The organism is Methylorubrum aminovorans (genome assembly GCF_022179725.1).
Lineage (GTDB): Bacteria > Pseudomonadota > Alphaproteobacteria > Rhizobiales > Beijerinckiaceae > Methylobacterium > Methylobacterium aminovorans.
On record NZ_BPRC01000002.1, the window covers coordinates 197,801 to 222,440 of the forward strand.

At 70.6% G+C, this 24,640-nt stretch carries 21 protein-coding genes; 13 read left to right on the top strand and 8 right to left on the bottom strand.

From position 1 onward, the window contains the following. Positions 1-139 precede the first annotated feature (139 nt). Both MFF24_RS05955 and MFF24_RS05960 read left to right on the top strand, forming a co-directional pair. Entirely contained in the window at positions 140-958 is an 819-nt protein-coding gene (locus tag MFF24_RS05955) for a hypothetical protein (RefSeq protein ID WP_238223171.1), read from the top strand. A 222-nt stretch (positions 959-1,180) separates the two neighbouring features. Beyond that, positions 1,181-2,491 carry a thermonuclease family protein gene (locus MFF24_RS05960; RefSeq protein WP_238223173.1) on the top strand — a complete coding sequence of 437 codons (1,311 nt, stop codon included), beginning with the start codon at positions 1,181-1,183 and terminating at the stop codon, positions 2,489-2,491. A 40-nt stretch (positions 2,492-2,531) separates the two neighbouring features. On the opposite strand, the gene MFF24_RS05965 is transcribed toward MFF24_RS05960, so the two are convergent. The 5 genes from MFF24_RS05965 to MFF24_RS05985 all read right to left on the bottom strand — a co-directional run bounded on the left by MFF24_RS05965 (position 2,532) and on the right by MFF24_RS05985 (position 6,804). Beyond that, positions 2,532-3,410, bottom strand: a complete 879-nt coding sequence (locus MFF24_RS05965) for an acid phosphatase (protein WP_238223175.1) — start codon at positions 3,408-3,410, stop codon at positions 2,532-2,534. A 225-nt stretch (positions 3,411-3,635) separates the two neighbouring features. Continuing rightward, positions 3,636-4,514: an alpha/beta fold hydrolase gene (locus tag MFF24_RS05970; protein WP_238223177.1), complete on the bottom strand. Its 879-nt coding sequence runs from the start codon at positions 4,512-4,514 to the stop codon at positions 3,636-3,638. Then, a complete protein-coding gene (dapD, locus tag MFF24_RS05975; RefSeq protein ID WP_108939731.1) occupies positions 4,514-5,356 on the bottom strand; it encodes a 2,3,4,5-tetrahydropyridine-2,6-dicarboxylate N-succinyltransferase in 843 nt (280 codons plus the stop codon). The genes MFF24_RS05970 and dapD overlap by 1 nt, the downstream gene beginning before the upstream one ends. Positions 5,357-5,518: 162 nt before the next feature. Then, positions 5,519-5,986 (bottom strand): cyclic nucleotide-binding domain-containing protein, encoded by a 468-nt coding sequence (locus tag MFF24_RS05980; RefSeq protein WP_238223179.1) that lies wholly within the window; start codon positions 5,984-5,986, stop codon positions 5,519-5,521. A 131-nt stretch (positions 5,987-6,117) separates the two neighbouring features. Then, entirely contained in the window at positions 6,118-6,804 is a 687-nt protein-coding gene (locus tag MFF24_RS05985) for a response regulator transcription factor (RefSeq protein ID WP_108939729.1), read from the bottom strand. Between the two features lie 290 nt (positions 6,805-7,094). On the opposite strand from MFF24_RS05985, the gene MFF24_RS05990 reads away from it, so the two are divergent. Beyond that, positions 7,095-7,685: a L,D-transpeptidase family protein gene (locus tag MFF24_RS05990; protein WP_373322659.1), complete on the top strand. Its 591-nt coding sequence runs from the start codon at positions 7,095-7,097 to the stop codon at positions 7,683-7,685. Between the two features lie 22 nt (positions 7,686-7,707). Here the strand turns inward: MFF24_RS05990 and MFF24_RS05995 are convergent, their stop codons facing one another. Continuing rightward, entirely contained in the window at positions 7,708-8,487 is a 780-nt protein-coding gene (locus MFF24_RS05995) for a YggS family pyridoxal phosphate-dependent enzyme (protein ID WP_238223182.1), read from the bottom strand. Positions 8,488-8,598: 111 nt separating this feature from the next. On the opposite strand from MFF24_RS05995, the gene MFF24_RS06000 reads away from it, so the two are divergent. From MFF24_RS06000 to MFF24_RS06030, 7 genes are all read left to right on the top strand, one after another. After that, positions 8,599-9,666 carry a DUF1963 domain-containing protein gene (locus tag MFF24_RS06000; RefSeq protein ID WP_238223190.1) on the top strand — a complete coding sequence of 356 codons (1,068 nt, stop codon included), beginning with the start codon at positions 8,599-8,601 and terminating at the stop codon, positions 9,664-9,666. Positions 9,667-9,778: 112 nt separating this feature from the next. After that, entirely contained in the window at positions 9,779-12,394 is a 2,616-nt protein-coding gene (gene leuS, locus MFF24_RS06005; protein ID WP_238223197.1) for a leucine--tRNA ligase, read from the top strand. A 78-nt stretch (positions 12,395-12,472) separates the two neighbouring features. Next, positions 12,473-13,804, top strand: coding sequence for a tRNA uridine-5-carboxymethylaminomethyl(34) synthesis GTPase MnmE (mnmE, locus tag MFF24_RS06010; protein ID WP_238223199.1), 1,332 nt, complete (start codon positions 12,473-12,475; stop codon positions 13,802-13,804). Between the two features lie 355 nt (positions 13,805-14,159). Beyond that, the gene (mnmG, locus tag MFF24_RS06015; RefSeq protein WP_238223201.1) at positions 14,160-16,034 is read left to right on the top strand and encodes a tRNA uridine-5-carboxymethylaminomethyl(34) synthesis enzyme MnmG; all 1,875 of its coding nucleotides are present in this window, start codon (positions 14,160-14,162) and stop codon (positions 16,032-16,034) included. A gap of 18 nt (positions 16,035-16,052) precedes the next feature. Further along, a complete protein-coding gene (gene rsmG / locus MFF24_RS06020; protein WP_238223203.1) occupies positions 16,053-16,688 on the top strand; it encodes a 16S rRNA (guanine(527)-N(7))-methyltransferase RsmG in 636 nt (211 codons plus the stop codon). Continuing rightward, entirely contained in the window at positions 16,685-17,560 is an 876-nt protein-coding gene (locus tag MFF24_RS06025) for a ParA family protein (RefSeq protein ID WP_238223204.1), read from the top strand. The genes rsmG and MFF24_RS06025 overlap by 4 nt, the downstream gene beginning before the upstream one ends. A 33-nt stretch (positions 17,561-17,593) precedes the next feature. Beyond that, a complete protein-coding gene (locus MFF24_RS06030; protein WP_108939722.1) occupies positions 17,594-18,490 on the top strand; it encodes a ParB/RepB/Spo0J family partition protein in 897 nt (298 codons plus the stop codon). Between the two features lie 84 nt (positions 18,491-18,574). On the opposite strand, the gene holA is transcribed toward MFF24_RS06030, so the two are convergent. Then, positions 18,575-19,606, bottom strand: a complete 1,032-nt coding sequence (gene holA / locus MFF24_RS06035; protein WP_238223206.1) for a DNA polymerase III subunit delta — start codon at positions 19,604-19,606, stop codon at positions 18,575-18,577. A 10-nt stretch (positions 19,607-19,616) separates the two neighbouring features. Continuing rightward, positions 19,617-20,171, bottom strand: coding sequence for an LPS assembly lipoprotein LptE (gene lptE / locus MFF24_RS06040; RefSeq protein WP_238223207.1), 555 nt, complete (start codon positions 20,169-20,171; stop codon positions 19,617-19,619). Positions 20,172-20,543: 372 nt separating this feature from the next. On the opposite strand from lptE, the gene MFF24_RS06045 reads away from it, so the two are divergent. From MFF24_RS06045 to MFF24_RS06055, 3 genes are all read left to right on the top strand, one after another. Next, positions 20,544-20,984 (top strand): hypothetical protein, encoded by a 441-nt coding sequence (locus tag MFF24_RS06045; RefSeq protein WP_238223209.1) that lies wholly within the window; start codon positions 20,544-20,546, stop codon positions 20,982-20,984. Positions 20,985-21,117: 133 nt separating this feature from the next. Then, positions 21,118-22,221, top strand: a complete 1,104-nt coding sequence (locus tag MFF24_RS06050; RefSeq protein WP_238223211.1) for a DUF2125 domain-containing protein — start codon at positions 21,118-21,120, stop codon at positions 22,219-22,221. 568 nt (positions 22,222-22,789) lie between these two features. Continuing rightward, on the top strand, positions 22,790-24,631 hold the full coding sequence (locus MFF24_RS06055; RefSeq protein ID WP_238223213.1) for a tetratricopeptide repeat protein: 1,842 nt from the start codon (positions 22,790-22,792) through the stop codon (positions 24,629-24,631). Positions 24,632-24,640: the final 9 nt, after the last annotated feature.

Consider the following 24,640-nt stretch of genomic DNA (forward strand, 5'->3'; position numbering starts at 1 on the left):
CGCGGTGCGGTCACGCGTTCCGTCCCACCGACCGCCTTCTGCGGAATGCCCGCCGCCGTCATCCGTCCGAGGTGAGAACCGACGGTCGCCGGGCGCTTCGTGAGGCACCTTCAGGCCTGCTCGCCCGATCGGCTCCGTCATGCGCCCCGTCCTGTTTCTGACCCTCCTCCTCTCCTCGGCCTGCGCGACCGGGGCCGCCCTGGCGCAGTCGGGATCGAACTGGATCGATCCACCGGGGAAATCCGGCCCCTCCGCCTCTGAGGGCGAGCGCGCGAAGCCGGCGGCCAAGCCGTCGAGCAAGCCGGGCCCTCGCTTCGAGGCGGAAGCGGACGGGCGAACCCACGCACACCGGTCGGCCGCCCCCTCTCCGGCCCGGCGGGAGACACGCCGTCACGACCGCACCCGCGCGGCCGAGATGCGTCGCGAACGCCGGGCCGCCATTCGCGAGCGCGCACGCGAGCAGGGCCAGGCCCACACCGCACGGACGGAGCGCCTCGCCGAGCGCCCTGCCCCGCCGCCCGCCCGGATGGCACGGAGCGAGCCGGATCCGCGCTTCTCGGATTGGGCCGTGACCGCGCGGCGCCTGAGCCTCGACTATCTCGACAGCGTCTCGGCGCCCAACGGCGCGATGCTGGCCTCCGCGCCCCGCTTCTACGGCGGCACGGTGCGCTTCCACGGGCGCGTCATGTCGATCGGGGCGCTGCTTGCCGAGAAGCGGCGCTTCGCCCGGCGCTGGCCGGAGCGGCGCTACGAGCCGCAGGGGGAGCCGCGGGTCGCCTGCGACGGGGCGAGCGCCACCTGCCTCGTGCGCGTCGTTCACGATTTCACGGCCCAGAGCCCGACCCGCGGCGGACGCTCGCAGGGTGTCGCCGAACTCACGCTGACGGTGAGCTTCACCGGCGGGCCCCCAGTCATCGTCGCAGAATCGAGCCGCGTCCTGAGCCGCGCGGGCGCCTGAGACGGTCTCCGCTTGATCAAAGCGGGGATCGTCTCATCAAGCCCGCGCGGCGCTTGAGCGACGCCAAATCCGCCATCCCGAAGGGATCCATCGGATTTGGTACGAGACGCGGGTTCAGCCGCCGCATCGACCGGATACTCAGGCCGGTCCATGCTGTAGAAGCAGCCGACGGCGCCTCGAGAGGGGGCGCCCCGGAACGATCGAGAACAGGGCATCGCGCGCGTGAAGGGATCGGCAAAGGCCGCAGGCCGGAGCAAGGAGGAAACGGCGGCACCGCCCGAATCGCCGGTCTCCGAGGACGACCGCCGCATCCGTGCGCTGATCCTGGCCGAACTCGACCGGCGTGGGGCGCGACCGGTGGCGCGCCGCACCCTGGCGCTCATCGCCGAGGGCTTCGTCGAGCCCGCCGACGGCGTGCCCGGCTACCGGATCGTCGACCGGACCGGCGCGGTGCGCCTGCGGGGCGAGGCCGAGACCGGCGTGCCGCTGACGCTGCATGACCTCGTCGAGGAACTGCGCGCGCAGCACGCCCCGCTGTTCCTGCCCCCTGTCCCCGAACCGGAGCCGGAACCGGCCCGCGACACCATCGCCGACGTGCGGGCCGCGGGCGCCCGCTTCGTGGAGACGCAATCGGCCCTGGCGCGCTCCCTGGCCAACAGCTCCGCCGAGCGCAGCCGGGCGCTCGCCAGTGCCGCCAGCGAGACCGTCGAGGGCTGGCGCAGCCGGCTCGCCGAGCGCCTGAGGGCGCGGCCACGGCCCGCACCGGTCGGGACTTCCCTTGATCCAGCCGAGGCTGGGCAGACCGCGGCCGGGCCGACGGCCGCAGACCGCCTGACCGAGGCGCGCGCCCGCGTCGAGGAGGGCTGGCGGCGCGTGGCGGGCAGGATCGAGCCGCGCCGGACCGCGGCACGGCTGCGCGACCTGACAGAGGACGCGCTGGCCGCCGGCAACCGCCGCCCGGTCGCGCTGATGGCGCTTGGCGCCCTGGCCGGCGCCGGCCTCGTCGCCGCGCTCTCGCTGAGCGGGCGCGATGCCGAGGAGTCGGGACGCCCCACGCGGCAGACCGCCGAGGCTCAGCCGCCGCAATCAGCCCCGACCGAGGCCCCACCGGCGGGGGACCGCGCCCCGGCGAAGGACCCGGCGCCCGACGCCTCCACGGAGATGCCGCCGGCCGAAACCGAGCAGCCGCCCGAGCCGCAGCCGCCGCGCAAGGAGGCCAATGCCATCGTCGGCGTGCCCGAGGTGATCGATACCGCGACCCTGAGGGTGGGCGGCAAGGTCGTGCGCCTGTTCGGCGTCGAGTGGGTCCGCGGCGGTCAGGCCGACGAGTTGGGCAAGTACCTGCGCAAGCGCACGGTGACCTGCCAGCCGGCCCCCGGCAGCAGCGCGTATATCTGCACGGTCGAGGGGCGCGACCTGTCCGAGGTGGTGCTGTTCAACGGCGGCGGCCGCGCCTCGTCCGAGGCGACGCCGGACCTCGTCGCCGCCGAGGACCATGCCCGCACCGAGCGGCTCGGCGTCTGGAAACGGTAAGGGGCCGAGGGGCGGTCCTGATCGGCCCTGGCCCGTCTCGTCAGAGCAGGGGCTGGCGCGCGGCGGCGTCCTCGCGGGCGCAGATCGTGGGGTCGGGCTTCGTCCCCTCCCCGCCCAGGACACGCTTCAGGTCGGCGCGTGCGCGCTCCAGGTCGGCGCGGAAGCCGGCATCCGCAAGGAGCACCGACATCAGCGCCGAGGCACCGGTGCGGGCAGCCTCCACGTCGCTGAGCCAGTGGACACCGCACACCACCCGGCTCTCACCGTAGAGCCGGCTGCGCACCAGAAACTGCGTCGCCTTTTCCGGCATCAGGCTCGCCATGATCATCCCGTAGGCCCAGCCCTGCCCGGCGTGACCGGACGGATAGCTGAAGCTGTCGGCGAGTTCGGGCGAGCGGGCGACGCAGATCGGCGCCTCGTTGCCGACGAAGGGGCGCAGGCGGCGGTAGCGCCGCTTGGCCACGCGGGTGGCGCGGGCGACGTCGATGCGGGCCCGGTCGAGCAGCCGCATCAGATCGGGCACGCGGGTCTGGTCGATGCGCTGGCCGAGCACGCAGGCATAGTCCTCCAGCAGCGCGGCCCCGCCATCGGCGACATCGTTGGTGGCAAGCGCCCAGCGCGGCGTGCCCTGGTAGGCCCGCGTGGCATTGTAGATTGCCCGGTCCGCGGCTTCCGCCGCCGAGTGTCCGGCGGGCGGCGGCGGCAGGATCGCCGCGAGGTTCGGTGTCGCCTCCTCGCTGAGATAGCCCTTCGGGGCGGCGGCCGTGAGCTTGTCCTTCTCCAGCGAAGGCGCGGCGATCGCCGGGCCGGACGATCCCGACGACTGGGCATGGACGGACCCGATATGGAGCGGTCCGGTCGCGAGGATCAGCGTCAGCAGGGCGGCGCGGCGCACCGGCGCACGGGTCGGGCGGGACATCGGAGAAGCAGCTTTCGGGCGCCGGATCGAAAGACCGGGACGGAGGAGACGGGACTGGGCACCAGTCTCGAACCGATGCTTCGGGCCTGTCTAGAAGGGACGTACGACAGATGCGTCACAGTCCGATCCCCCTGTCATACGAAACCCGCCCGTTTGCCTCGCGATACCGATTTCGGGCTTCGGTGCCATGCGCGTCCGCCGAGCCCGTCCGTCTTCGCGAGCGGATCAGGCGGACCGGATCGCGGCGGCAACGTCGCCCGAGAATTCCTCGTGAGCGCTGAGGGCCCCCGGCACGGGGAGGGCGGTGACGCGGCCCGTGGCGATCAACGCGTCCATCTCGGCGCCGGAGCGGCGCGGCGCCTTATCCGGACGCAACACCTGCACCGGCGGCAGGCCGTGTCCGAACAAGGCGAGGAAGTCTTCGCGCGACGCAGCCGGATCGAGGCCGCCCGTCACGAAGGCCGCGGTGCCGAAGCGGCCCCGGTTCTGGCGGGTGATGCGGTGCTTGGCGGCCACCACGGCCGGCGTGACGTGGGCCGGCTCGGCATAGACGTGGGCGCGCATCATCCGCCCGATGATCGGCGGGCTGATGTTGATCCGATAGAGCGCCTCACCGAGGAGCGGCATCTCGACCGCCCGGCGGATTCGGCCGAACCACCCGGCGCGCTCCGGCCCCATCGCCGTCGGCAGGGGCCCGCGCCAGGTCGGCGCCACGAGCACCAGCCGCGCGAAGGCACCCGGATGCCGACGCGCCGCCGCGACGAGGTAGGGCGCGGCATGGCCCGCCGCGACGCCGAGCGCGTAGGGACCGGGCACGGCCGCCAGCAGCGCGTCGAGGAAGGCGTGCAGGTTGGCCGGGTTCAGCGGCAGCCGGGTCCGGGGATGCGCACCGAAGCCCGGCCAGTCGGGCACGAGGCAGCGGTAGGTGTCGCCGAGTTCGTGGGCGAGCGGCAGCATCTCCTCGCGGGCCGAGATCGAGGAGAGGGCGGGCAGGAGCAGCGCGTCGGCGCCCTCCCCGATCACGGCCGAAGGCGTCGCCACCCGATGCCCCGCGACGGTGAGGTCGAGGATCCGGGTGGCGACCGAGGAGCGCTCCGCTGCCATCAGGTCCGCAGCAGCTCGTTGATGCCGGTCTTGGCGCGGGTGCCGGCATCGACGCGCTTGACGATCACGGCGCAGTAGAGGCCGGGGCCGGGGGTGCCGTCGGGGAGCGGCTTGCCGGGCGTCGTGCCGGAGACGACCACCGAGTAGGGCGGCACGCGTCCGAAAAAGGTCTCGCCGGTGGTGCGGTCGATGATGCGGGTCGAGGCGCCGATATAGACGCCCATCGACAGAACCGAGCCCTCGCCGATGATCACGCCCTCGGCGACCTCGGCGCGGGCGCCGACGAAGCAGTTGTCCTCGATGATGACCGGGTTGGCCTGGAGCGGCTCCAGCACGCCGGCGATGCCGGCACCGCCCGAGATGTGGCAGTTCTTGCCGACCTGGGCGCAGGAGCCGATCGTCACCCAGGTGTCGACCATGGTGCCCTCGCCGACATGGGCGCCGAGATTGATGAAGCTCGGCATCAGCACCGCGCCCGGCGCGATGTAGGAGCCGCGGCGCACGAAGCAGCCCGGCACGGCGCGGAAGCCCGCGGCGCGGAACTCGGTCTCGCCCCAGCCGGAGAACTTCGAGGGCACCTTGTCCCACCATGCCGACGAGCCGGGACCGCCCTCGATCGGCACCATGTCGTTGAGGCGGAAGGAGAGCAGCACCGCTTTTTTAAGCCACTGGTTCACCTGCCAAGTGTCGCCGGCCTTCTCGGCGACGCGAGCCCGACCGGAATCGAGCAGGTTCAGCGCCTCGTCCACCGCCTCGCGCACGGCGCCGGTGGTCGCGGTCGAGATGCCCGCGCGCTCTTCCCAGGCGGCTTCGATGGTCTTTTCGAGATCGGCGTGTGACATCGGGACTTTCCGGACTGGACTGCATTCCGACGACGGGGCGAACGGTTCGCCGAGAGAATGCACGGTGACACAAAGACCTGAAGACGCCGGTTCGCTGCGGCCGGGCCGGCGTTTCGCGACGGCGCGAAAGGTGGTTGTGCTTACAAAAGCCGCCCGGCCCTGTCACCGTTTGCGTGGCGCGAGGCCCACAAGCCGCTCGCGCACGCCGGACAAGCCCCGCACGAGGCCGAGAAGCTCCTCGGCCATCCCGTCATGGATCGCGGCGGCCGCATCGGGAAACTCCCGCAGGACGCGGCTCATCAGCGAGGGCGTGACCCGCATCACCTCCGAGGCCTCGCACGCTCGCGCATCGGCCGGCCGCGGAAGGGTGCGGAACAGAGCGTTGCGTCCGATCACGCCGGAGCGGGCGACCGTGACCGGCGGGACATCCTGCCGTGCCGGAGCCAGGGCGATGGTGCCGGACATGACGACGTAGCCGCCGTCGGACGGCGCGCCGCGGGTGAACAGCACCTCGCCGTCCTCCAGAAGGCGCCGCTCACCGGCGAAGGACAGCAGGCGCAGGGCATCGCGCCCGAACCGCTCGAACACGGGCGCTGCGGCGAGGATCGCGATGTCGTCGTCGAGCCCCAACGCCTGTCCGTCCCCCCGGCCGCGATACGCTCTACCCTTCGGAGGGCCAAGCTTAACCGATGCGCAGGCCCCGCGATATGCCGTGCGGTCGCCGGCTGTGCGCGGAGGTGGATAGCGGCTCCGGCCGAGGATCAGGGCAGCAGCTTGTATCCGCCGCCCTCGGTGACGAGGATCGCCGCGACCGCCGGGTTCGGCTCGATCTTCTGGCGCAGCCGGTAGATATGCGTCTCGAGGGTATGGGTGGTGACGTGGGCGTTGTAGCCCCACACCTCGGCGAGCAGCGTGTCGCGCCCCACCACCTCGCGGCCGGCCCGATAGAGGTAGCGCAGAATCGCCGTCTCCTTCTCGGTCAGCTTCAGCTTGGAGCCGCGCTCTCCCACCAGCAGCTTGGCACCGGGACGGAAGGTATAGGGACCGATGCGGAACACCGCGTCCTCGCTCGCCTCGTGCTGGCGCAATTGCACCCGGATGCGGGCGAGCAGCACGGCGAACTTGAACGGCTTGACCACGTAATCGTTGGCGCCCGCCTCCAGGCCCTCGACCATGTCGTCGTCGGATTCCTGCGCCGTCAGCATGATGATCGGGCCGCGATAGCCGTTGCGGCGCAGGGTCCGCACCGCCTCGCGCCCGTCCATGTCGGGCAGGGCGACATCCATTACGACGAGATCGACCGGCTCCTGCGTGACGCGGGTCAGCGCCCCGGACGCGGTCGGCTCGCCGAGGACCGAGAATTCCTCGTAGGCGTCGAGTTGCTCCGTCAATGCCTCACGCAGGGCGTCGTCGTCGTCACAGACGAGGAGGCAATAGGGGTTGGACATCGACGCAGCGGCTCTCGACAAGCTTTCCGGCCACCTGAACTTCGCGGAACGATCAGGCAGGCAGCCAAGACGATTTCATGACGGCGCACCCATCCGAAAAGGCATATTGCCCGCTGGCTGGCCGCAAACGGAACCCGGACGGTCCCACTTCGCGACAAACCTAGTTCGTTTTACGCGCCGGGAAATCCGGATTGCGCGCTTATGCAGAATTTTCGCCATGTTCCACCGCTCTCTGCCGCGACATGACGTCGGACCCGACGCCATTCGGGACAGGTTGGGACGAACCGGCAATGCCACGCCCTCAGGTTGCGAAGCGGAAAGGCGGCAAAGCCGTGGGGCAGGGGAAGGCCGGCTCTCTTGCCCTGTTGCGGGTGCGCCCTCTGCCGGGTGACGCGACCCGCGGCACGCTGCTCGCGGGCGGGGCCGTCATCCCCTGTGCCCTTGGGCGCTCCGGCATCACGAGCCGCAAGCGGGAGGGGGACGGAGCCTCGCCGCGGGGCGTGTTCCGCCTGCGCGGCGGGTTCTATCGGCCCGACCGCTTCCCCGTCCGGCCGATCAGCGCCCTTCCCCTCCGCGCGACGCGGCGCGACGACGGCTGGTGCGATGCGCCCGAGGACCGTCGCTACAACCGACCGATCCGATTCCCGAGCAATACGGCCAGCGCCGAACGGCTCTGGCGCGACGACGGCCTCTACGATCTTGTGATCGATCTCGATTACAACCGTGGGCCGATCCGGCCGGGCCGGGGGTCGGCGATCTTCCTGCATATCGCCCGCAGCGGCTACCGCCCGACGGAGGGCTGCGTCGCCCTGAAACCCTCTGATCTGCTGCGCCTGCTCCGCCGCCTCGGACCGAGAACGCGGATGAAGATCGGTCGTTGAGCGGCTCAGCCGACGGCGGGCCTCAGCCTCGCTTCGCCCGCTGCCCGAAGATGGCAGTGCCGACGCGGACATGGGTCGCGCCCATCTGGATCGCCGCCGGATAATCCGCACTCATGCCCATCGACAGGATCGGCAAGCCGTGGCGCTCGGCGAGGCGGGCGAGCACGGCGAAATGGGGGGAGGGCGGATCCTCGGCCGGCGGGATGCACATCAGGCCATGGATCGCCAAGCCGTGGGTCTCGCGGCATTCCGAGAGCAGGACATCGACCTGATCGGGGGCGACGCCCGCCTTCTGCGCCTCGTCGCCGGTATTGACCTGGATCAGGAGCTTGGGCGCCCGGCCGCTCCGCTCGATCTCCTTGGCGAGCGCCGCGGCGAGCGAGAGCCGGTCGAGGGAGTGGATCACGTCGAACAGCTCGACCGCTTCGCGCGCCTTGTTCGATTGCAGCGGGCCGACGAGGTGCAGCTCGACATCGGGATAGCGCTTGCGCAGGGCCGGCCACTTGGCCCGCGATTCCTGCACGTAGTTCTCGCCGAAAAGCCGCTGACCCGCCTCGAGCGCCGGCAGGATGCCCTCTTCCGGAACCGTCTTAGAGACGGCGATGAGGTGGACACTGTCCGGATCGCGCTCGTTGTCCTCGGCCGCCCGGCGAATGCTGGCGCGCACCTCCGCGAGACCCGCGGCGACATCGGCCTCGCCGACCGGTGGTTTGGTATCGAGGGGCTCGATATCGCGAGGCGCGGTGTCTTGGGCCTGGTCCGGGGCCTGGCTCGGGTCGGTGGTCTGATGTGGGTCGATCATGAGCCCTCCTTGCGGCGGCACTGCCGCGACTTCAAGGGCGGCGGCGCCTTTCCATCGCCCCCGCCCGCGATATGCTGGCCTCTCCCGAGACAAACGGAGACGCCCGGCCCGATGTTCGATACGCCCGCCGACGCCCAGGCCCAGCTCGCGCAACACTTGACGCGTCCGCAGGTCGCGATGGTCGTCGAGGCGCTGGTGCCGACGCTGGTGTTCCGGCCTCAACCGAAGGGGAAGGCCAACCTCGGCGGAACGCGGATCGGCGGGACGCCCGACCTCCCGCCGGGCCTCGCATGGCCGCGCCGGGCCAAGCCCGCCGATATCGAGGCGATCGCCAAGCGCGGCAACGCGGAGTCCGGGGAGGAGATGCGGCGGCACTTCCGCAAGGAGCTGCCCTACGCGTTCTTCGCGCAGGTCGATCTCGGGGAGGCGAAAGAGAAGATGAAAGGGCAGGGCGCTCTCGCCGACGCTCTGCCGGGGCATGGGCGGCTCCTGTTCTTCTACGATCTCTCTGCCGGCCCCTGGGACAACGGCACCGAATCCGCCCGCGTGATTTGGGACGAGAGCCCGCGCGAGGGGCTGGCCGCTCACGTCCCGCCGCCCGACCTCGCGGCGGCGGCCGAGGACCACCGGGCGGAGATCGCCAAGGTCAACCGGGAGTTCAAGCTGCCCCTGCCGAAGCCCGATTCCGGCACACCCTATGGCGGCCCGGCCCGGCCGATGAGCCTGCACGCGACCCTGCGCCCCCCGGCGATCGAGAGCCTGGAGATGGAGACGCGGCCGGCCCTGAAGGCGGCGCTGGCGCTGCGCAGCGATGGCGAGGAGAGCTTTCGCGACGCCTACGAAGACCTCTTCACGAGGGCGTTCGACACTTATCACGGCGCCGCCAATGCAGGCCGACGCAACCAGCTCCTCGGCTCGCCGCTGCCGGAGCAGAGCGATCCGCGCTTCGAGGCGGAGGTCGTCAGCCGTTTCGGCGTGCAGCATCTCAGCCAGGACCAGTGGAAGGCGCACAAGCCCGAGATCGAGGCCGGCGCCCGCTCCTGGCGTCTCCTTCTCCAAATCGATGTCGGCGACTTCCTGCAGGAGAACGGGGAGGGCACGGTGTACTTCTTGATCCGCGCCTCCGATCTCTCTGAGCGCCGTTTCGAGCGGGTGGTGGCGGTCTACCAGCAGACCTGAACCGCCCTCATCGTTGACCCTTCGCGGTGCGGATATGCTAGGTGCCGGGTTCCGGCCGCTGCGACAGCCTCGCGGGCGGTCCGCCCCTTTCTCGCTGATCCCGGCGCCCACGATGACCGATCCCGCACAGCCCTCCCCAACGGCACACGAGCGCTACAACGCGAAGGACGCCGAGCCGCGCTGGCAGCAGGCCTGGGACGCGGCCAAGCTGTTCGAGACCAAGAACGACGATCCGCGCCCGAAATACTACGTGCTGGAGATGTTCCCCTATCCCTCGGGGCGCATCCATATCGGCCACGTGCGCAACTACGCCATGGGCGACGTCGTGGCTCGCTACAAGCGCGCCAAGGGCCACAACGTGCTGCATCCGATGGGCTGGGACGCTTTCGGCCTGCCGGCCGAGAACGCGGCCATGGAGCGCAAGGTCAACCCGCGCGACTGGACCTACGCGAACATCGCCACCATGCGCGGGCAACTCCAGAGCATGGGCCTGTCGCTCGACTGGAGCCGGGAGATCGCGACCTGCGATCCCGACTACTACAAGCACCAGCAGCGGATGTTCCTCGACTTCCTCGCCAAGGGTCTCGTCACCCGCCGCACGGCGAAGGTGAACTGGGACCCGGTCGATCACACCGTGCTTGCCAACGAGCAGGTCATCGACGGGCGCGGCTGGCGCTCGGGTGCGCTCGTCGAGCAGCGCGAGCTGACCCAATGGTTCTTCAAGATCACCGACTTCGCGCAGGATCTGCACGACGCTCTCGACGGGTTGGAGCGCTGGCCGGAAAAGGTCCGGCTGATGCAGCGCAACTGGATCGGCCGCTCGGAAGGGCTGGAAGTGCGCTTCGCGCTCGCCCGGCCGTTCGCCGGCACGGACGAGCTGACGGTCTACACCACCCGGCCCGATACGCTGTTCGGCGCCCGGTTCCTGGCGATCTCCGTCGATCATCCGCTCGCCAGAGCACTCGCCGAATCCGGCCCACGGGCCGCGGAGCTGCAGAGCTTCGCCGAGGAGTGTCGCCGCATCGGGACGGCGCAGGAGGCGATCGACACCGCGGAGAAGCTCGGGTTCGAGACCGGGCTCACCGTGCGTCACCCTCTCGATCCGTCCTGGGAGCTGCCGGTCTATGTCGCGAACTTCGTGCTGATGGAATACGGCACCGGCGCCGTGTTCGGCTGCCCGGCTCACGACCAGCGCGACCTCGACTTTTCCAACAAGTACGGGCTCGGCAACACCCCGGTGGTCTGCCCCGAAGGACAGGACCCCGACACCTTCATCATCACGGACACCGCCTATGACGGCGACGGACGGATGATCCATTCGCGCTTCCTCGACGGCATGACCACCGACGAGGCCTTCAGGACTGTCGCCGACCGCCTGGAGAGCGAGACGCTGAACGGCGCCCCCGTCGGGCGCCGCAAAGTGCAGTTCCGCCTGCGTGATTGGGGCGTTTCGCGCCAGCGCTACTGGGGCTGCCCGATCCCGATCATCCATTGCGAGGCCTGCGGCCCGGTCCCCGTGCCGGTGGAAGACCTGCCGGTGAAGCTGCCGAACGAGGTCTCGTTCGATCAGCCCGGCAACCCGTTGGAGCGGGACCATGCCTGGCGGCAGGTGCCATGCCCGCGCTGTGGCGAGGCGGCCCGGCGCGAGACCGACACCATGGACACCTTCGTCGATTCGTCCTGGTACTATGCCCGCTTCACTGCGCCCTGGCTCGCCGAGGCGCCAACGGACCGCAAGACCGTCGACCACTGGCTTCCCGTCGATCAGTATATCGGCGGCGTCGAGCACGCGATCCTGCACCTGCTCTACTCGCGCTTCTTCATGCGAGCGATGCGGGAGACCGGGTGGGCCGGCGTGTCGGAGCCGTTCGCCGGCCTGTTCACGCAGGGCATGGTGGTCCACGAGACCTACAAGGATCCCTCCGGCGCCTGGGTGCCGCCGGCCGAGATCCGCTTCGAGAACGAGGGTGGGGCGCGCAAGGCTTTTCACGTGAAAACCGGCGTGCCGATCGAGGTCGGCCCGACGGAGAAGATGTCGAAGTCGAAGAAGAACGTCGTCGATCCCGACGACATCATCGCCAGCTACGGTGCCGACACCGCCCGCTGGTTCATGCTCTCCGACTCTCCCCCTGAGCGCGACGTGATCTGGACGGAGGAGGGGGTGCAGGGGGCCGCCCGCTTCGTCCAGCGCGTCTGGCGCCTCGTCCACGGCGCGGCCGCCGCGAGTGGGCAGAGCGGGAGTGGTGACACTGCCCTGCGCAAGGCCGCGCACAGGGCACTCGCCGCGGTCGGCGAGGATATCGAGCGCCTGCGGTTCAACCGCTGCGTTGCCCACATCTATACGCTGGCCAACGCTCTCGACGAGGGTCTGCGCGGCGGCGCATCCGGGGCCGCGGCAGGGGAGGCGGCACGCATCCTGGTGCAGCTCATTGCGCCGATGATGCCGCATCTCGCCGAGGAGTGCTGGCGTGTGCTCGGCGGGACGGGGCTCGTCGCCGAGGCGTCTTGGCCGCAGGCCGATCAGGCGCTGCTGGTCGAGGACGAGATTACCCTGCCGGTGCAGATCAATGGTAAGAAGCGGGCGGACGTCACCGTGCTGCGCGATGCCGACGCGAAGGCCGTCGAAGCGGCGACGCTCGCCCTGGAGCCGGTGCAGCGCGCCCTCGAAGGCCGCCCTCCGAAGAAGGTCATCGTCGTGCCGGGCCGGATCGTGAATCTGGTGGTGTGATCCTTTCTGCCGGAAAGCTCACGTCGAGACCCCCGCTTCTCCACGCCGAGAGGGGAGGCGGACGGAAGGGATTGAAGCATGACCGACGCCCTCCCTGACCGCGGCGACACCATCTTCGCCCCGGCGAGCGGCTTCGGCCGCGCGGCGGTTGCGGTGGTGCGGATCAGCGGGCCGGCAGCGGGCGCGGTGCTCGACCGCCTGGCTGGCGGGCGTCCGGAGCCGCGCCGGCTCTCCCTGCGCCGCCTGCACGATCCCGACACGCGCGCCATCCTCGATCAAGCCCTCGTCGCGTGGCTCCCCGGGCCCACCACTGCCACCGGCGAGGACATGGCCGAACTCCACCTCCACGGCGGTCTGGCGGTGCGGGCCGCGGTGCTGCGGGCCCTCGCCTCCGTGCCGGACTGCCGGCCGGCGGAGGCCGGGGCGTTCAGCCGCCGCGCCTTCCTCAATGGCCGCATCGATCTCACCGAGGCGGAAGGCATCGCCGACCTGATCGACGCCGAGACCGAGGCGCAGCGCGTCCAGGCCCTGCGCCAACTCGACGGCGCCCTCGGCCGACAGGTCGCGGTGTGGCGCGAGACCGGTATCGAACTGCTTGCCGGCGCCGAGGCGGCCCTCGACTTCGCCGACGAGGGCGACGTGGATGCGGACGATCTCGATGCCGCCCTCTCCGGCCGCGCCGCCGCCCTGCGCGACGCGATTCAAGGCGCTCTCGCCGACGGGCGCCGGGGCGAGCGCCTGCGCGAGGGCTTCTGCGTCGTGCTGGCCGGCGCCCCCAATGCCGGAAAATCGACCCTGCTCAATGCCCTGAGCGGGCGCGACGCGGCCATCGTCTCGGACATTCCGGGCACGACCCGCGATGCCATCGAGGTGCGGTGCGATCTCGGCGGCCTGCCGGTGATCCTGGTCGATACGGCGGGTCTGCGCGCGACGGAGGATGCGATCGAGGCCGAGGGCGTGAAGCGCACGCACCGCCGTATCCGGAGCGCCGACCTCGTGCTCCACCTCGTGCCGGCCGATGGACCGGCCGTTGCCGACGGGCTCGGGGATATTCCTACCCTTCGCGTCCGCACCAAGAGCGACCTCGCGCCCGGAGCGGGGGAGGGCACCCTCGCCGTCTCCGCCATCACGGGCGCCGGCCTCGACGCGCTGCTCGATGCGGTGCAGGCCGCGGCAGCCGCCTCTTTCGGCCAGGGCGATGCGCTCGTCACCCGTGAGCGCCATCGCGCGGCTTTGACCCGCGCGGCCGGTCATCTCGACCGTGTCGCCGCTGCGCCGGCCGGCTTTCCGCCGGAGCTGATCGCGGAGGACCTGCGGCTCGCCGTCCGGGCACTGGGTGAGGTCGGCGGTCATGTCGGAGTCGAGGAGATGCTGGACCGCCTCTTCTCCGGCTTCTGTATCGGCAAGTAGGGAAGGGCCGATCGGGGGCGTTCGGGCCCTATCGCGCCAGAAGACGGTGATCCTGTTGCCCTTGATGTGACTTGGTCCCCCATTACCGCTCGCTGAAGCGGGGCGAGGTTTGCCCATGTCTTTGTGCGCCCTCCGCGTCTCCGACGGGCGCGCAGACTCTCCGCCGATCATCTGATCGCTGTGCCCTGGGAGGCTAAGGACGCGGTTCGATTGCTGCGCAGCCACTGCTCCTATCCGGCGCCGGCATCGATTGCCCGCGGAGAATACGTTCCCGCAACCTGCAACCGGCCGCCACACCGGGTCCTGGAGAGGCTGTGCGTTGACCTCGTCCATGGCACGCGCATAAGCACTGGTCATGCACATCCCTTCTTCCAGCTACGACGTCATCGTCGTCGGTGGCGGTCATGCCGGCGTCGAGGCGGCGGCGGCCTCCGCTCGGGTCGGCGCCCGCACGGCCCTGGTCACGCACCGCGCAGCCACCATCGGCGCGATGTCCTGCAACCCGGCCATTGGCGGTCTCGGCAAGGGGCATCTGGTCCGTGAGGTGGATGCCCTGGATGGGTTGATGGGCCGCGTCGCGGATGCGGCCGGCATCCAGTTCCGTCTGCTCAACCGCCGCAAGGGTCCGGCCGTGCGCGGCCCCCGGACCCAGGCCGACCGGGCCCTCTACGCCCGCGCCATGCAGGCGGCGGTCGCGGAGACGCCGGGGCTCACCGTGATCGAGGGTGAGGCCGACGACCTGATCGTCGAGGCGGGTCACATCGTGGGTGTCGTGCTCGCGGATGGGCGCCGCCTTGCCGCCGCGGCCGTGGTCATCACGACGGGCACCTTCCTGCGTGGGCTGATCCATATCGGCGAGCGGCAGATCCCCGCCGGTCGCGTCGACGAGGCGCCCGCCATGGGGCTGGCACGGACCCTCGACCATCACGGCTTCCGCCTCGGCCGCCTCAAGACCGGCACGCCGCCGCGCCTCGATGGGCGCAGCATCGACTGGGCCGCCCTGGAGATGCAGTACGCCGACGCCGAGCCCGTGCCCTTCTCGACTCTGACCGAGCGCATCACCACGCCGCAGATCGCCTGCGGCATCACCCGCACCACGACGGCCGTCCACGACCTGATCCGGGCCAACCTTCACCGCTCGCCGATTTATTCCGGCGGCATCAGCAGCCGTGGCCCCCGTTACTGCCCCTCGATCGAGGACAAGGTGGTGCGCTTCGGCGATCGCGAGGGCCACCAGATCTTCCTCGAACCGGAGGGGCTCGACGATCCGACCGTCTACCCCAACGGCATCTCGACGGCGCTGCCCGAGGCGGTTCAGGCCGGCATCATCGCCGCCATTCCGGGGCTCGAGCGAACCCGTATCCTGCGGCCCGGCTACGCCATCGAGTACGACTATGTCGATCCGCGCGAACTCGACGCCACGCTCCAGACAAAGCGCCTCCCCGGCCTGTTCCTGGCGGGTCAAATTAACGGCACCACCGGCTACGAGGAAGCGGCGGGGCAGGGGCTGGTCGCCGGCCTCAACGCGGCGCGGCTGGCGGGCGGCTCCGATCTCACGATCTTCGACCGGGCCGAATCCTACCTCGGCGTGATGATCGATGACCTCGTCACCCATGGGGTGAGCGAGCCCTACCGCATGTTCACCTCGCGCTCGGAGTATCGGCTGAGCCTGCGCGTGGACAATGCCGACGAGCGGCTCACGCCCCGCGGCTCCGCCCTCGGCTGCGTTGGCCCAACACGCGCTGCCCATTTCGCAGCCTCGCAGGCGGCGCTCTCCGAGGCGCGTGCCCGGCTCGATGCCCTGAGCCTGACCCCGAACGAGGCGGCCGGCCACGGCCTCTCCCTCAACCGCGACGGCCTGCGCCGCCGCGCGTTTCAGCTCCTATCCTATCCGGAGATCGGCTGGGACCGGCTTGCGGCGGTCTGGCCGGAACTGGAATCGGTACCGCCTCGGGTCACCGAGCGGCTGTGCACGGACGCGACCTACGCTGTCTATCTCGACCGGCAACAGGCCGACATCTCCGCTTTTCGCCGTGACGAAGCGGTTCGTCTGCCTGCCTCCCTCGATTACGGGGCAATCCCCGGCCTCTCCAACGAGATGCGGCTCAAGCTCGACAGCGTGCGCCCGATCACGCTCGGACAGGCGGCCCGCATCGAAGGTGTGACGCCCGCGGCTCTGACGCTGCTCGCTGCCCACGCTCGCCGCGGCCGGGCCCAGGCGCCGGCGTGAGATCAGAGCCGTATCGAGATGAGAACTGATCTTCGCGCACGCGTCCTCATTGAGCACAATGTTTCACGTGAAACAGCCGAGGCTCTCGACCTCTATGTCGCAAAGCTGACGCGCTGGCAGACCGTCAAGAACCTCGTGGGACCGGCGACGCTGAGCGAGGTCTGGCACCGCCATGTCGCCGATGCGCTGCAATTGTTCGCCCTGGCACCAGATGCTAAACGCTGGCTCGATCTCGGATCCGGCGCCGGCATCCCTGGCCTGATCCTGGCGATTGCCGGAAAGGGCCGTCCGGACTTCCATGTCAGCCTCGTCGAGAGCAATGCGCGCAAATGCGCCTTCCTCTCGGAGACGGCCCGCCTCACCGGCGCCCCCGTTACCGTCCACAACGCGCGTATCGAGGCGACCGTCAATTCGCTGACCGGAATCGACGTCGTGTGCGCGCGAGCCCTGGCTCCCCTCACTCAGCTTCTGACCTGGACCGAACCTTTGTTGACAAGCGGCACTGTTGGGCTCTTTCCGAAGGGGCGTGATGCAGCCGCGGAATTGACCGAGGCCGAGGATGCGTGGACATTCACCCGCGACCTGATTCCGAGCCGCACCGACTCGCAGGCACGGATCGTGCGCGTCACGTCGCTTTCCCGCGTGGACCCATGACCGATCTCCCCACGGCCGCACGGCCTCAGGCTTCCTCCGCCCAGGCCGCTCCGGCGCAAGCCAAGCCGCTCCGGGTGCTGGCGCTCGCCAACCAGAAGGGTGGCGTCGGCAAGACCACCACAGCGATCAATCTCGGCACGGCATTGGCCGCCATCGGCGAGCAGGTGCTGGTGATCGACCTCGATCCTCAGGGCAATGCTTCCACCGGTCTCGGCATCGATCGCCGCCGCCGCAAGGTCTCGACCTATCATGTCATGGCGGGGGAGGCCCCGCTGGCGGACGCCATCACGCCGACCGCCGTACCGCGCCTCTCCGTGGCCCCCTCGACCATGGACCTGCTCGGTCTGGAACTCGAACTGGCGAGCGCGCAGGACCGGGCCCACCGCTTGCGCAACATCCTGCGCGAACTCACCACGCCTGAAGGCATCGAGCCGATCACCTACGTGCTGATCGATTGCCCGCCCTCGCTGAACCTGTTGACGATCAACGCGCTCGCCGCCGCCGACGCGGTGATGGTGCCGCTGCAATGCGAGTTCTTCGCCCTCGAAGGTTTGAGCCAGTTGCTGCGCACCGTCGAGCAGGTGCGCGGGGCGCTGAATCCGAAGCTCCAGATCCAGGGCGTCGTGCTGACGATGTACGACCCGCGCAATAACCTCTCGACCCAGGTCGTCGCCGATGTGCGCGGCTTCATGGGCGACAAGGTGTACGAGACCATGATCCCGCGTAACGTGCGGGTGTCCGAGGCCCCCTCGCACGGCAAGCCGGTGCTGCTCTACGACCTCAAATGTGCCGGCTCGCAGGCCTATCTGCGCCTTGCCTCCGAAGTGATTCAACGCGAGGGCCGCGCGCCCCCGCCCGCTGCCGCCGCTTAAGTCATTCAAAAGTTTGGAGTTTCGATCGTGGCAATGGCGGATGATGCGGCGCGGCCGCGGCTCGGACGCGGCCTCGCGGCGCTGATCGGCGACTTTTCCGACGACGCCCCCGAGGAGGCGGCCCGCAGCACCGGACACCCGCAGCGCAAGGTGGCGGTTGAGTTCCTGCGCCCGAACCCGCGCAATCCGCGACGCCGCTTCTCGGAGCCGGAACTCGACGAACTGGCCGCCTCGATCCGCCAGCGCGGCGTGATCCAGCCGATCGTCGCCCGTGCGCTGACGGGCGTGCCCGGCACCTTCGAGATCGTGGCCGGCGAGCGGCGCTGGCGCGCGGCCCAGCGGGCGGGCCTCAACGAGGTGCCGGTGGTGGTGGTCGAGATCGACGACCGCACGTCGCTCGAATACGCAATCCTGGAGAACGTCCAGCGCGCCGACCTGAACGCCATCGAGGAGGCGGCGGGCTACGAGCGGTTGATGGGCGAGTTCAAGTACACCCAGGCCGAACTCGCCGACCTGCTCGGCAAGAGCCGCAGCCATCTCGCCAACACCCTGCGCCTGCTCCAGCTTCCGCCGGGAATCCAGGATCGGGTCATCGCCAGTGAGATCACCGCCGGCCATGCCCGGGCGCTGCTCTCCGTGCGCGATCCGGAAGCGGTGGCACGCCGCATTGTGGCCGAAGGGCTATCGGTGCGCGAAGTCGAGGCGCTGGCTGCGGCGGAAGCCCCGCAGGACGACACGCCCCGCCCGGGCCGCCCGCGGCGCTCGGCGGAAGGTGACGCCGCCCTGCGCTCCCTGGAAGACGTGCTCGGCCGGGCGCTGGGCTACAGCGTGGCGGTGAAGGCCAAGGCGAGCGGAGAGGGCGAGATCCGCATCCGCTACGCCACAGCCGAGGAGCGCGACGCGCTCTGTCGCAAGCTCGGCGGAGCCTGACCGATCGATCCTCGGCCGCGCCGGACAACGGCGTGGCGAGGCCGATTACGGACAGAGCTGGCCCGTTGGTTTGCCTGAGCGGGCTCAGCCGCGACGCCGCGCTGCCTCGACGGCGATGCGCAGGAACACGCCTTGCGCCTGCGCATGGGCGAGATCCGGCTCGGAGCGGCGGCAGGCGAGCACCGCGTCCTGCAGCCAAGCCACCGCCTGTTGCAGCCCCGGCACCGACCAGCGGGCGAGCTGGGTCTCGGCCAGGGCCTTGCGGCGGAAATGCAGGCCGCGCCAAGTGGCGACGAGTTGGCTCGCGCTGCCGCGCGGATTGTCGAGGCGCAGGGACAGCAAGGTGAGCGCGTGCCGCAGGCCGGCACCGAGCATCGCCGAAGGGTCCATCCCCTCGTGGCGGAAGCGGCGATATTCGCGCTCGGCCTCGCTCGCACGGCCGGCGAAGGCGGCGTCGATCAGCGCATTGAGCACGCTCGCACCGACATCGCTGACGATCGCCTCGACATCGTCCACACCGACGCTGCCCTGGCCACGGGCGTAGAGGGCGAGCTTGCCGATCTCCGACAGGCTGGCGCGGCGGTCGCTGCCGAGGCTGCCCGCCAGCAGGTCGCGGGCGTCGCGGTCGATGCGCAGCCCCTCCTCCTGCAGCGTGCGCTCGATCAGGTCGGCGAGCGTGCGCTCGTCGTCGGGGTAGCAGGGCAGGGCGAGCGCCTTGGGCGAGCCCTCGCAGAGGGTGCGCAGGGGCGCTGAGCGGGCGAGGTCGCCGGCCTCCACCACGATGCGGGCGCCCTCGGTCGGCGTCTTCAGGACGGCATCGACGGCGGGCGCGTAGTTGCGGCTGCCGGAGCGCACCCAGATCGTGCGGCTGCCGCCGAACAGGCCGACGGTGCCGGCCTCGTCCACCAGCCGGCCCGGATCGGAGGCAAGGGTATCGCCGTCGATCTTGATGAGCGCGAAGGGGTCGTCGGGGTCCGCCACCATGCCCCGCACCAGCCGCGCCGCGCGGTCCGCTACGAGCCCGGTATCGGGTCCGTAGACCAAGGTCACCGCGATGCGCGGATCGGGGCCGCGCCGGATCAGCCCCTCAACGTCGCCGGCCTTGACCGCCGTCATGCCGTCGCCGTCAGAGGTTTGGCTTGACGGCGAGGACGGAGGCGATCCGGGTCTTGATCTGTTCGGCCAGCAGCTTGGCGAGTCGGATCTCCGCGTCGCGCGCGGCGCGCAGCGAGGCGAAGCGCTGGATCGAGCGATCGTAGGTCGCGGTGCCCGTCGCGATGCCCTCGGTGAGGATGCGGCGCCCGTCGAGGCTCTCCAGCGAGAATTTCACTGTGCCGACGATGGTGCCGGCCTCCGCCCGCGCCGTGGTCGAGGAGACGATCGGTGTCTGGACCTGTTCCGAGCCCTGCATCTTCAGGCGGTAGCGCTTCGGCACAGCAGGCTGTCCGGAGCCGTCGAGGTCAAAGATCAGCTCGCTGCGCAGGTAATGCCCGAGGCGCTCCTGATCCTGCGCCATGTTGACGTCGTCGACCTGGATCGCGGAGAGCAGCCCCTGCATCGACTCACCCGACGCGGTCGGCCCGTAGAGCGGACGGAAGCAGGCGCCGAGATTCAGCGCGAGGCCGGCAGCGAGCACGAGCCGCGCGATTCGAACCCCCGGCCCCTTGGTCGCCACACCCATCACCCGCCTCAAGGCTGTTCCTCGCCGCACCACACCGATCCGTCGGAGAGCCAAGTCTCGGAAAACCAAGTCTCGTCAAGCCGGGCCGGCACACGGTTCCGCTTGTACGGCAGGCCCCGCGCCCGGTCACCCTGCCAGACGCATGCTTTACGAAGGCTGTGCGGCGAGACGATGATCGGATGCTCGAATCGGGACGCCGCGCGGCTTGCGCAGAGAGACGTGGCGCGGTGCGCGGATCGAGACGCGGCAGCCTTCATCAGGGCGCTGGTTTCTTGCGGAACCGGAGGGCGATTCCCACCTTATGCAGACCCACGAACCTGTTCCGAAACAGCGCCTTGACGGCGATCGGACGAGCGGCGTAGAACAGAACAAATGGCGAACAAACGAGCCCTGTCCTGGTCGGTCGCGCTCCGCGATCTGAAGGACGATCGATCCCGGAGAGCGGACGTGCGCGAGGAGCGTCTCCGAACCATGGCGGGCCTGCGCGGCGCCGCTCCTGCCCTGAGCGCGTGGCGCGGGCGTTCCGGCCGCCGCTACGTCGTTGGCGTCCACGATCTGGCCGAGCCCGACCTCGACGAGGTGGACGAGGCGGTGGTGATTGCCGTGCGGCGCGACGATGCCGGCATCGCCCAGGCCGTCTCGATCGCCGCTTCCGGCAAGGGACCGCGCGAGCGCCTGCACCGGAACTGGCTGGCCCGCGCCCGTCAGAAGGGTGCGACGGAGATGCATGTTCACCGTCTCGCCGAGGGCGAGGAGGAGCGCCGCGCCGTCGTGGCCGACCTCGCCATCGAAACGGAGCAGGCGAGCGCCTGAACCCTTGTCCGAGCCCCGTCCACTCTCCGGCCCGTGACGGCCGGGGACAGGGCTGCCCCTTGCCTTGCGCCGCCCCTCTCTCCAAACACGGGGCGTCCGGCCGGTCCTGCCGGACCGCGCAGGAACGAGGCCGATGGCGCAGACACCCGAACCGATTCCCGGCGGACCGCTCCCGCGGCGGCGCAGGCGGATCGGCCTGTTCCTTCCCTACATCCTGCTCGCCACCCTTGCCCTCGCCTGGACCACCGCGTGGTTCTTCATCCGCGGCAAGGCCGAGAGCGAGATGGACGCTTGGCTCGCCCGCGAGGCCCAGGCCGGGCGCCAGTGGACCTGCGCCGACCGCTCGATCACAGGCTTCCCCTTCCGCCTCGAACTGCGCTGCGCCTCCGTGCGCTTCGCCCGTTCCGATGGCCGCTTCACCCTCGGGCCGACCACCGCCGTGGTGCAGGTCTACGATCCGCGCCACGTCGTTCTCGAGGTCGCCGGCCCGTTCCATGTCGAGCAGGGTGACCTGACCGGCGACGTCACTTGGTCCTCTCTCGAAGCGAGCTTCCACGCCGCCTCGAACGGGTTCAGCCGCGCCTCCCTCGTCGTCGATGCACCCAAGGGCACGATTCAATCCCCCGATCCGGGCCCCGTGGACTTCGCCGCCGGGCACCTCGAACTCCACGCCCGCCCCACGCCCGGCCGCTTCGAGAGCGACGGCGCCGTCGATGTCAGCCTGCGCCTCGCCAAGGCCTCCGTTCCGCGGCTCGACGCGCTGGCCGGCAGCAGCGACCCCGCCGATATCGACCTCGACACGACGATCGAGCAGGCCGCGGTGCTGCGCACCGGCACGGTGGCGCGGGAACTGGAGAAGTGGCGACGGGCCGATGGCCGCCTCGACGTGACCCGGCTGTCGATCGCCAAGGGCGAGCGCCGGCTCCAGGCCAAGGGCGAAGTCGGCCTCGACGAGGCGCATCGCCCTGAAGGCCGCTTCGAGTTGCGCGCCGTGGGGCTCGAAGCTCTGGTCGGGCAGGTGATGGGCCAGCGCTTCGGCTCGGACAAGGGCGCGCTGATCGGCAACCTCGTCGGCCAGTTCCTCGGCGGCCTGCGCAAGCGCGAGGACGCCTCCGGAGAGGCGCAGGCAGACAACCCCAACGGCCTCAAGCCCCTGCCGACCCTGCGGTTGGGTGACGGGCGCCTGATGCTCGGCCCGCTCGCCGTGCCGAACGTGGCGCTGCCGGCCTTGTACTGAGGTTGCTCTCGCGGCGAGGGACCAAACCGGAACCGTTGACGCTTCGGCGGCGCCCTCAATATCCCGTCGCTGACAACGCCGGCGTGTGCACCATCTCAGCGCGCGAAAAGCGGCCCTCCCGGCCCCCTAAGGCACCGCCAGGAGGACGCGTCCGCGAACGGTGCCGTCGCAAGAGCGAGCCATGTCGTCGAAGACCGCAGCGCCCTCGGCCGCCAAGCCGGACCCTCGCAGGGCATGCAGGGCGCGATGCGAGCGCGCCGGCACTTCGCCGTGGCCGCTGCCGGCTCCCGCCGATCCGTCCGAGGGCGATCGCTCCGAACCGCGCCGGCAAAGGCCGGCACGCCACTTCTTCGCCGCTTTCCTCATCGGAAGCGCGTTCGCGGCGTCGGACGCCGTTCGGGCCGAGCAAGCGCCGAGTCCGGCGCCCGCCTCGTCGGCTTCCTCATCCACACCCTCATCCGAGAAGGCTTCGGGCGATCCCGTCGGGCCGGGCGAGGCCTGCGACCGCGCCATCGCTCTCCCGAAGGAGATCGAGGCCGTAACCCCTGACCGATCAATCCTCGACGGCGTGGCCGAGGGACGGAATGCCGCCCTGGAGGCCGCCGCGACCGTCTGCGCCGCCGCGGAGCCGGCGGAGGCGGGCGCCTCCTACCGGCTCGGCCTCGCCCTCAAGGCGCTGAAACGCAAGGACGCGGCGCTCGCCGCCTTCACGCGGGCGAAGGAACGCAACTATCCCGGCGGCTACGACGCGATCGCGGAAGGGCGCTTCGACGGGCTCTACGGGCCCGCCCTGCCGAAAGATCCTTCCGCCGGTCTCGCCGTGCTGAGCGAGGGCGTCGCGCGGACCGGTCATCCCGAGCTCAAGCGCTATCTGGCCCGGAACCTCGCGAGCGCCGAGCCGCCACTGCGCGACAGCGCCAGGGCGCTCACCCTCTTGGAGGAAGCCGCCCGCGCGGGGCACGCCCCCGCCAAGGCGGATTGGGCGCGGCGGATCGCGGAGGAAGCGGACGGGCAGCCCGCCCCGGACGAGGCACGCATCCGCGCCCTCCTGGAGGAGGCCGTGGCGAGCGGAAGCCGGTACGCCGCCTTCGTCTACGGGCAATTGCACGACAGGGGGATCGGGCTGAAGCGGGACCTCGCGGCGGCCCGGCGCTTCTACCTCCTGGCCGCGGAGCGGGACTCGATCGCGGCCATGCTGGAACTTGCCGGAATGATGCGGGACGGCGAGGGCGGCCCCGTGGACATCGCTGGCCAGCGGCGCTGGCTCCTGCGGGCGAGCGGCCTCGGCAACGCCACGGCGACGTTCGCCCTGGCCAATTCCCACATCGACAACGCGCCGACCAACGTGATGCTCGGTCTCGTGCTCCTCGAACGGTTGGCCGAGGGCGGCTCGATCGAGGCCGCGCACGGGCTCGGGGTCCGCTATCAGGATGCGGGGGGCGTGGTGCGCGACTACGCCCTGGCGATGAAGTGGTTCCGCCGGGCGGCGGAGGCCGGCGACGGCCGGGCGATGAACCAGATCGGCACGATCTACGATTACGGCCAGGGCGTGCCAGTCGATCACGCGGAGGCGCGGCGCTGGTACGACCGGGCGGCGGCGAAGGGAGTAGCGGCGGCCTATACCGCCATCGGGATGCAGTACGACCACGCTCGCGGCGTGCCGCGCGACCTCGCCGAGGCCCTGGCCTGGTACCGCAAGGGCGCCGAGCGCGGCTCGGCCGCCTCCATGAACAACATCGGCTACGCCTACATGGCGGGCCGGGGGGTGACGCGAGACGACGGGCAGGCCGTCCGCTGGCTCGAACAGGCCGTCGCGAAGAACGACCGGACCGCCAAGCTCAACCTCGCCAACCTCCATTTCAAGGGCCGCGGCGTGAAGAAGGATCCGATCCGCGGCCTCACCCTGCTGCAGGAGGCGGCCGAGCAGGGGCTGCCCCAGGCACTCAACGACCTCGCGTTGATGGAGATGGAGCGGCCGCAGCCCAAAGGGGCGCGGGCGGTGCGGATGCTGCGGCAGGCCGCCGTGGACGGGGCGGCCGTCGCCTACCACAATCTCGGCATGGCCCTGATCCAGGGTTGGGACGGTGTCCCCGACGACGCGGAGGCGAATTACTGGTTCCGGCAGTCGATCGACAACCGCTCGGACATCGACGCCGCGGCCTATTCGGAATCGCAGTTCCAGCTCGGCCGAAACCTTGTGGCCGGCCGCGGCATCGACCGCGACGTCGAGGGCGGCCTGGCGCTGATCCGGGCTTCGGCCGCAGCGCGCAATCCTCGGGCGATGAGCTTCCTCAGGACCGCCGGACAGGCGCGGGCGGCGAAATCCAAGGGCGGAGGCAGTGCGTCCGTGCGGAAGGCCGGGGCGGCCAAAGGCAAGAAGGCGCCCGCTGCGCGAAGGGCGCAGCGTTAAGGCATCGTC

What these genes read in the sequence shown, in the direction of transcription:
- MFF24_RS05965 (WP_238223175.1), bottom strand. Translation starts at nt 3,410, where the DNA reads ATGTCCCGCCCGACCCGTGCGCCGGTGCGCCGCGCCGCCCTGCTGACG.
- MFF24_RS05995 (WP_238223182.1), bottom strand. Translation starts at nt 8,487, where the DNA reads ATGATCGACCCACATCAGACCACCGACCCGAGCCAGGCCCCGGACCAG.
- MFF24_RS05985 (WP_108939729.1), bottom strand. Translation starts at nt 6,804, where the DNA reads ATGTCCAACCCCTATTGCCTCCTCGTCTGTGACGACGACGACGCCCTG.
- MFF24_RS06000 (WP_238223190.1), top strand. Translation starts at nt 8,599, where the DNA reads ATGTTCGATACGCCCGCCGACGCCCAGGCCCAGCTCGCGCAACACTTG.
- lptE (WP_238223207.1), bottom strand. Translation starts at nt 20,171, where the DNA reads ATGGGTGTGGCGACCAAGGGGCCGGGGGTTCGAATCGCGCGGCTCGTG.
- MFF24_RS05970 (WP_238223177.1), bottom strand. Translation starts at nt 4,514, where the DNA reads ATGGCAGCGGAGCGCTCCTCGGTCGCCACCCGGATCCTCGACCTCACC.
- rsmG (WP_238223203.1), top strand. Translation starts at nt 16,053, where the DNA reads ATGAGAACTGATCTTCGCGCACGCGTCCTCATTGAGCACAATGTTTCA.
- MFF24_RS06045 (WP_238223209.1), top strand. Translation starts at nt 20,544, where the DNA reads ATGGCGAACAAACGAGCCCTGTCCTGGTCGGTCGCGCTCCGCGATCTG.
- MFF24_RS06025 (WP_238223204.1), top strand. Translation starts at nt 16,685, where the DNA reads ATGACCGATCTCCCCACGGCCGCACGGCCTCAGGCTTCCTCCGCCCAG.
- mnmE (WP_238223199.1), top strand. Translation starts at nt 12,473, where the DNA reads ATGACCGACGCCCTCCCTGACCGCGGCGACACCATCTTCGCCCCGGCG.
- dapD (WP_108939731.1), bottom strand. Translation starts at nt 5,356, where the DNA reads ATGTCACACGCCGATCTCGAAAAGACCATCGAAGCCGCCTGGGAAGAG.
- holA (WP_238223206.1), bottom strand. Translation starts at nt 19,606, where the DNA reads ATGACGGCGGTCAAGGCCGGCGACGTTGAGGGGCTGATCCGGCGCGGC.
- MFF24_RS06050 (WP_238223211.1), top strand. Translation starts at nt 21,118, where the DNA reads ATGGCGCAGACACCCGAACCGATTCCCGGCGGACCGCTCCCGCGGCGG.
- mnmG (WP_238223201.1), top strand. Translation starts at nt 14,160, where the DNA reads ATGCACATCCCTTCTTCCAGCTACGACGTCATCGTCGTCGGTGGCGGT.
- MFF24_RS06030 (WP_108939722.1), top strand. Translation starts at nt 17,594, where the DNA reads ATGGCGGATGATGCGGCGCGGCCGCGGCTCGGACGCGGCCTCGCGGCG.
- MFF24_RS05990 (WP_373322659.1), top strand. Translation starts at nt 7,095, where the DNA reads ATGCCACGCCCTCAGGTTGCGAAGCGGAAAGGCGGCAAAGCCGTGGGG.
- MFF24_RS05955 (WP_238223171.1), top strand. Translation starts at nt 140, where the DNA reads ATGCGCCCCGTCCTGTTTCTGACCCTCCTCCTCTCCTCGGCCTGCGCG.
- leuS (WP_238223197.1), top strand. Translation starts at nt 9,779, where the DNA reads ATGACCGATCCCGCACAGCCCTCCCCAACGGCACACGAGCGCTACAAC.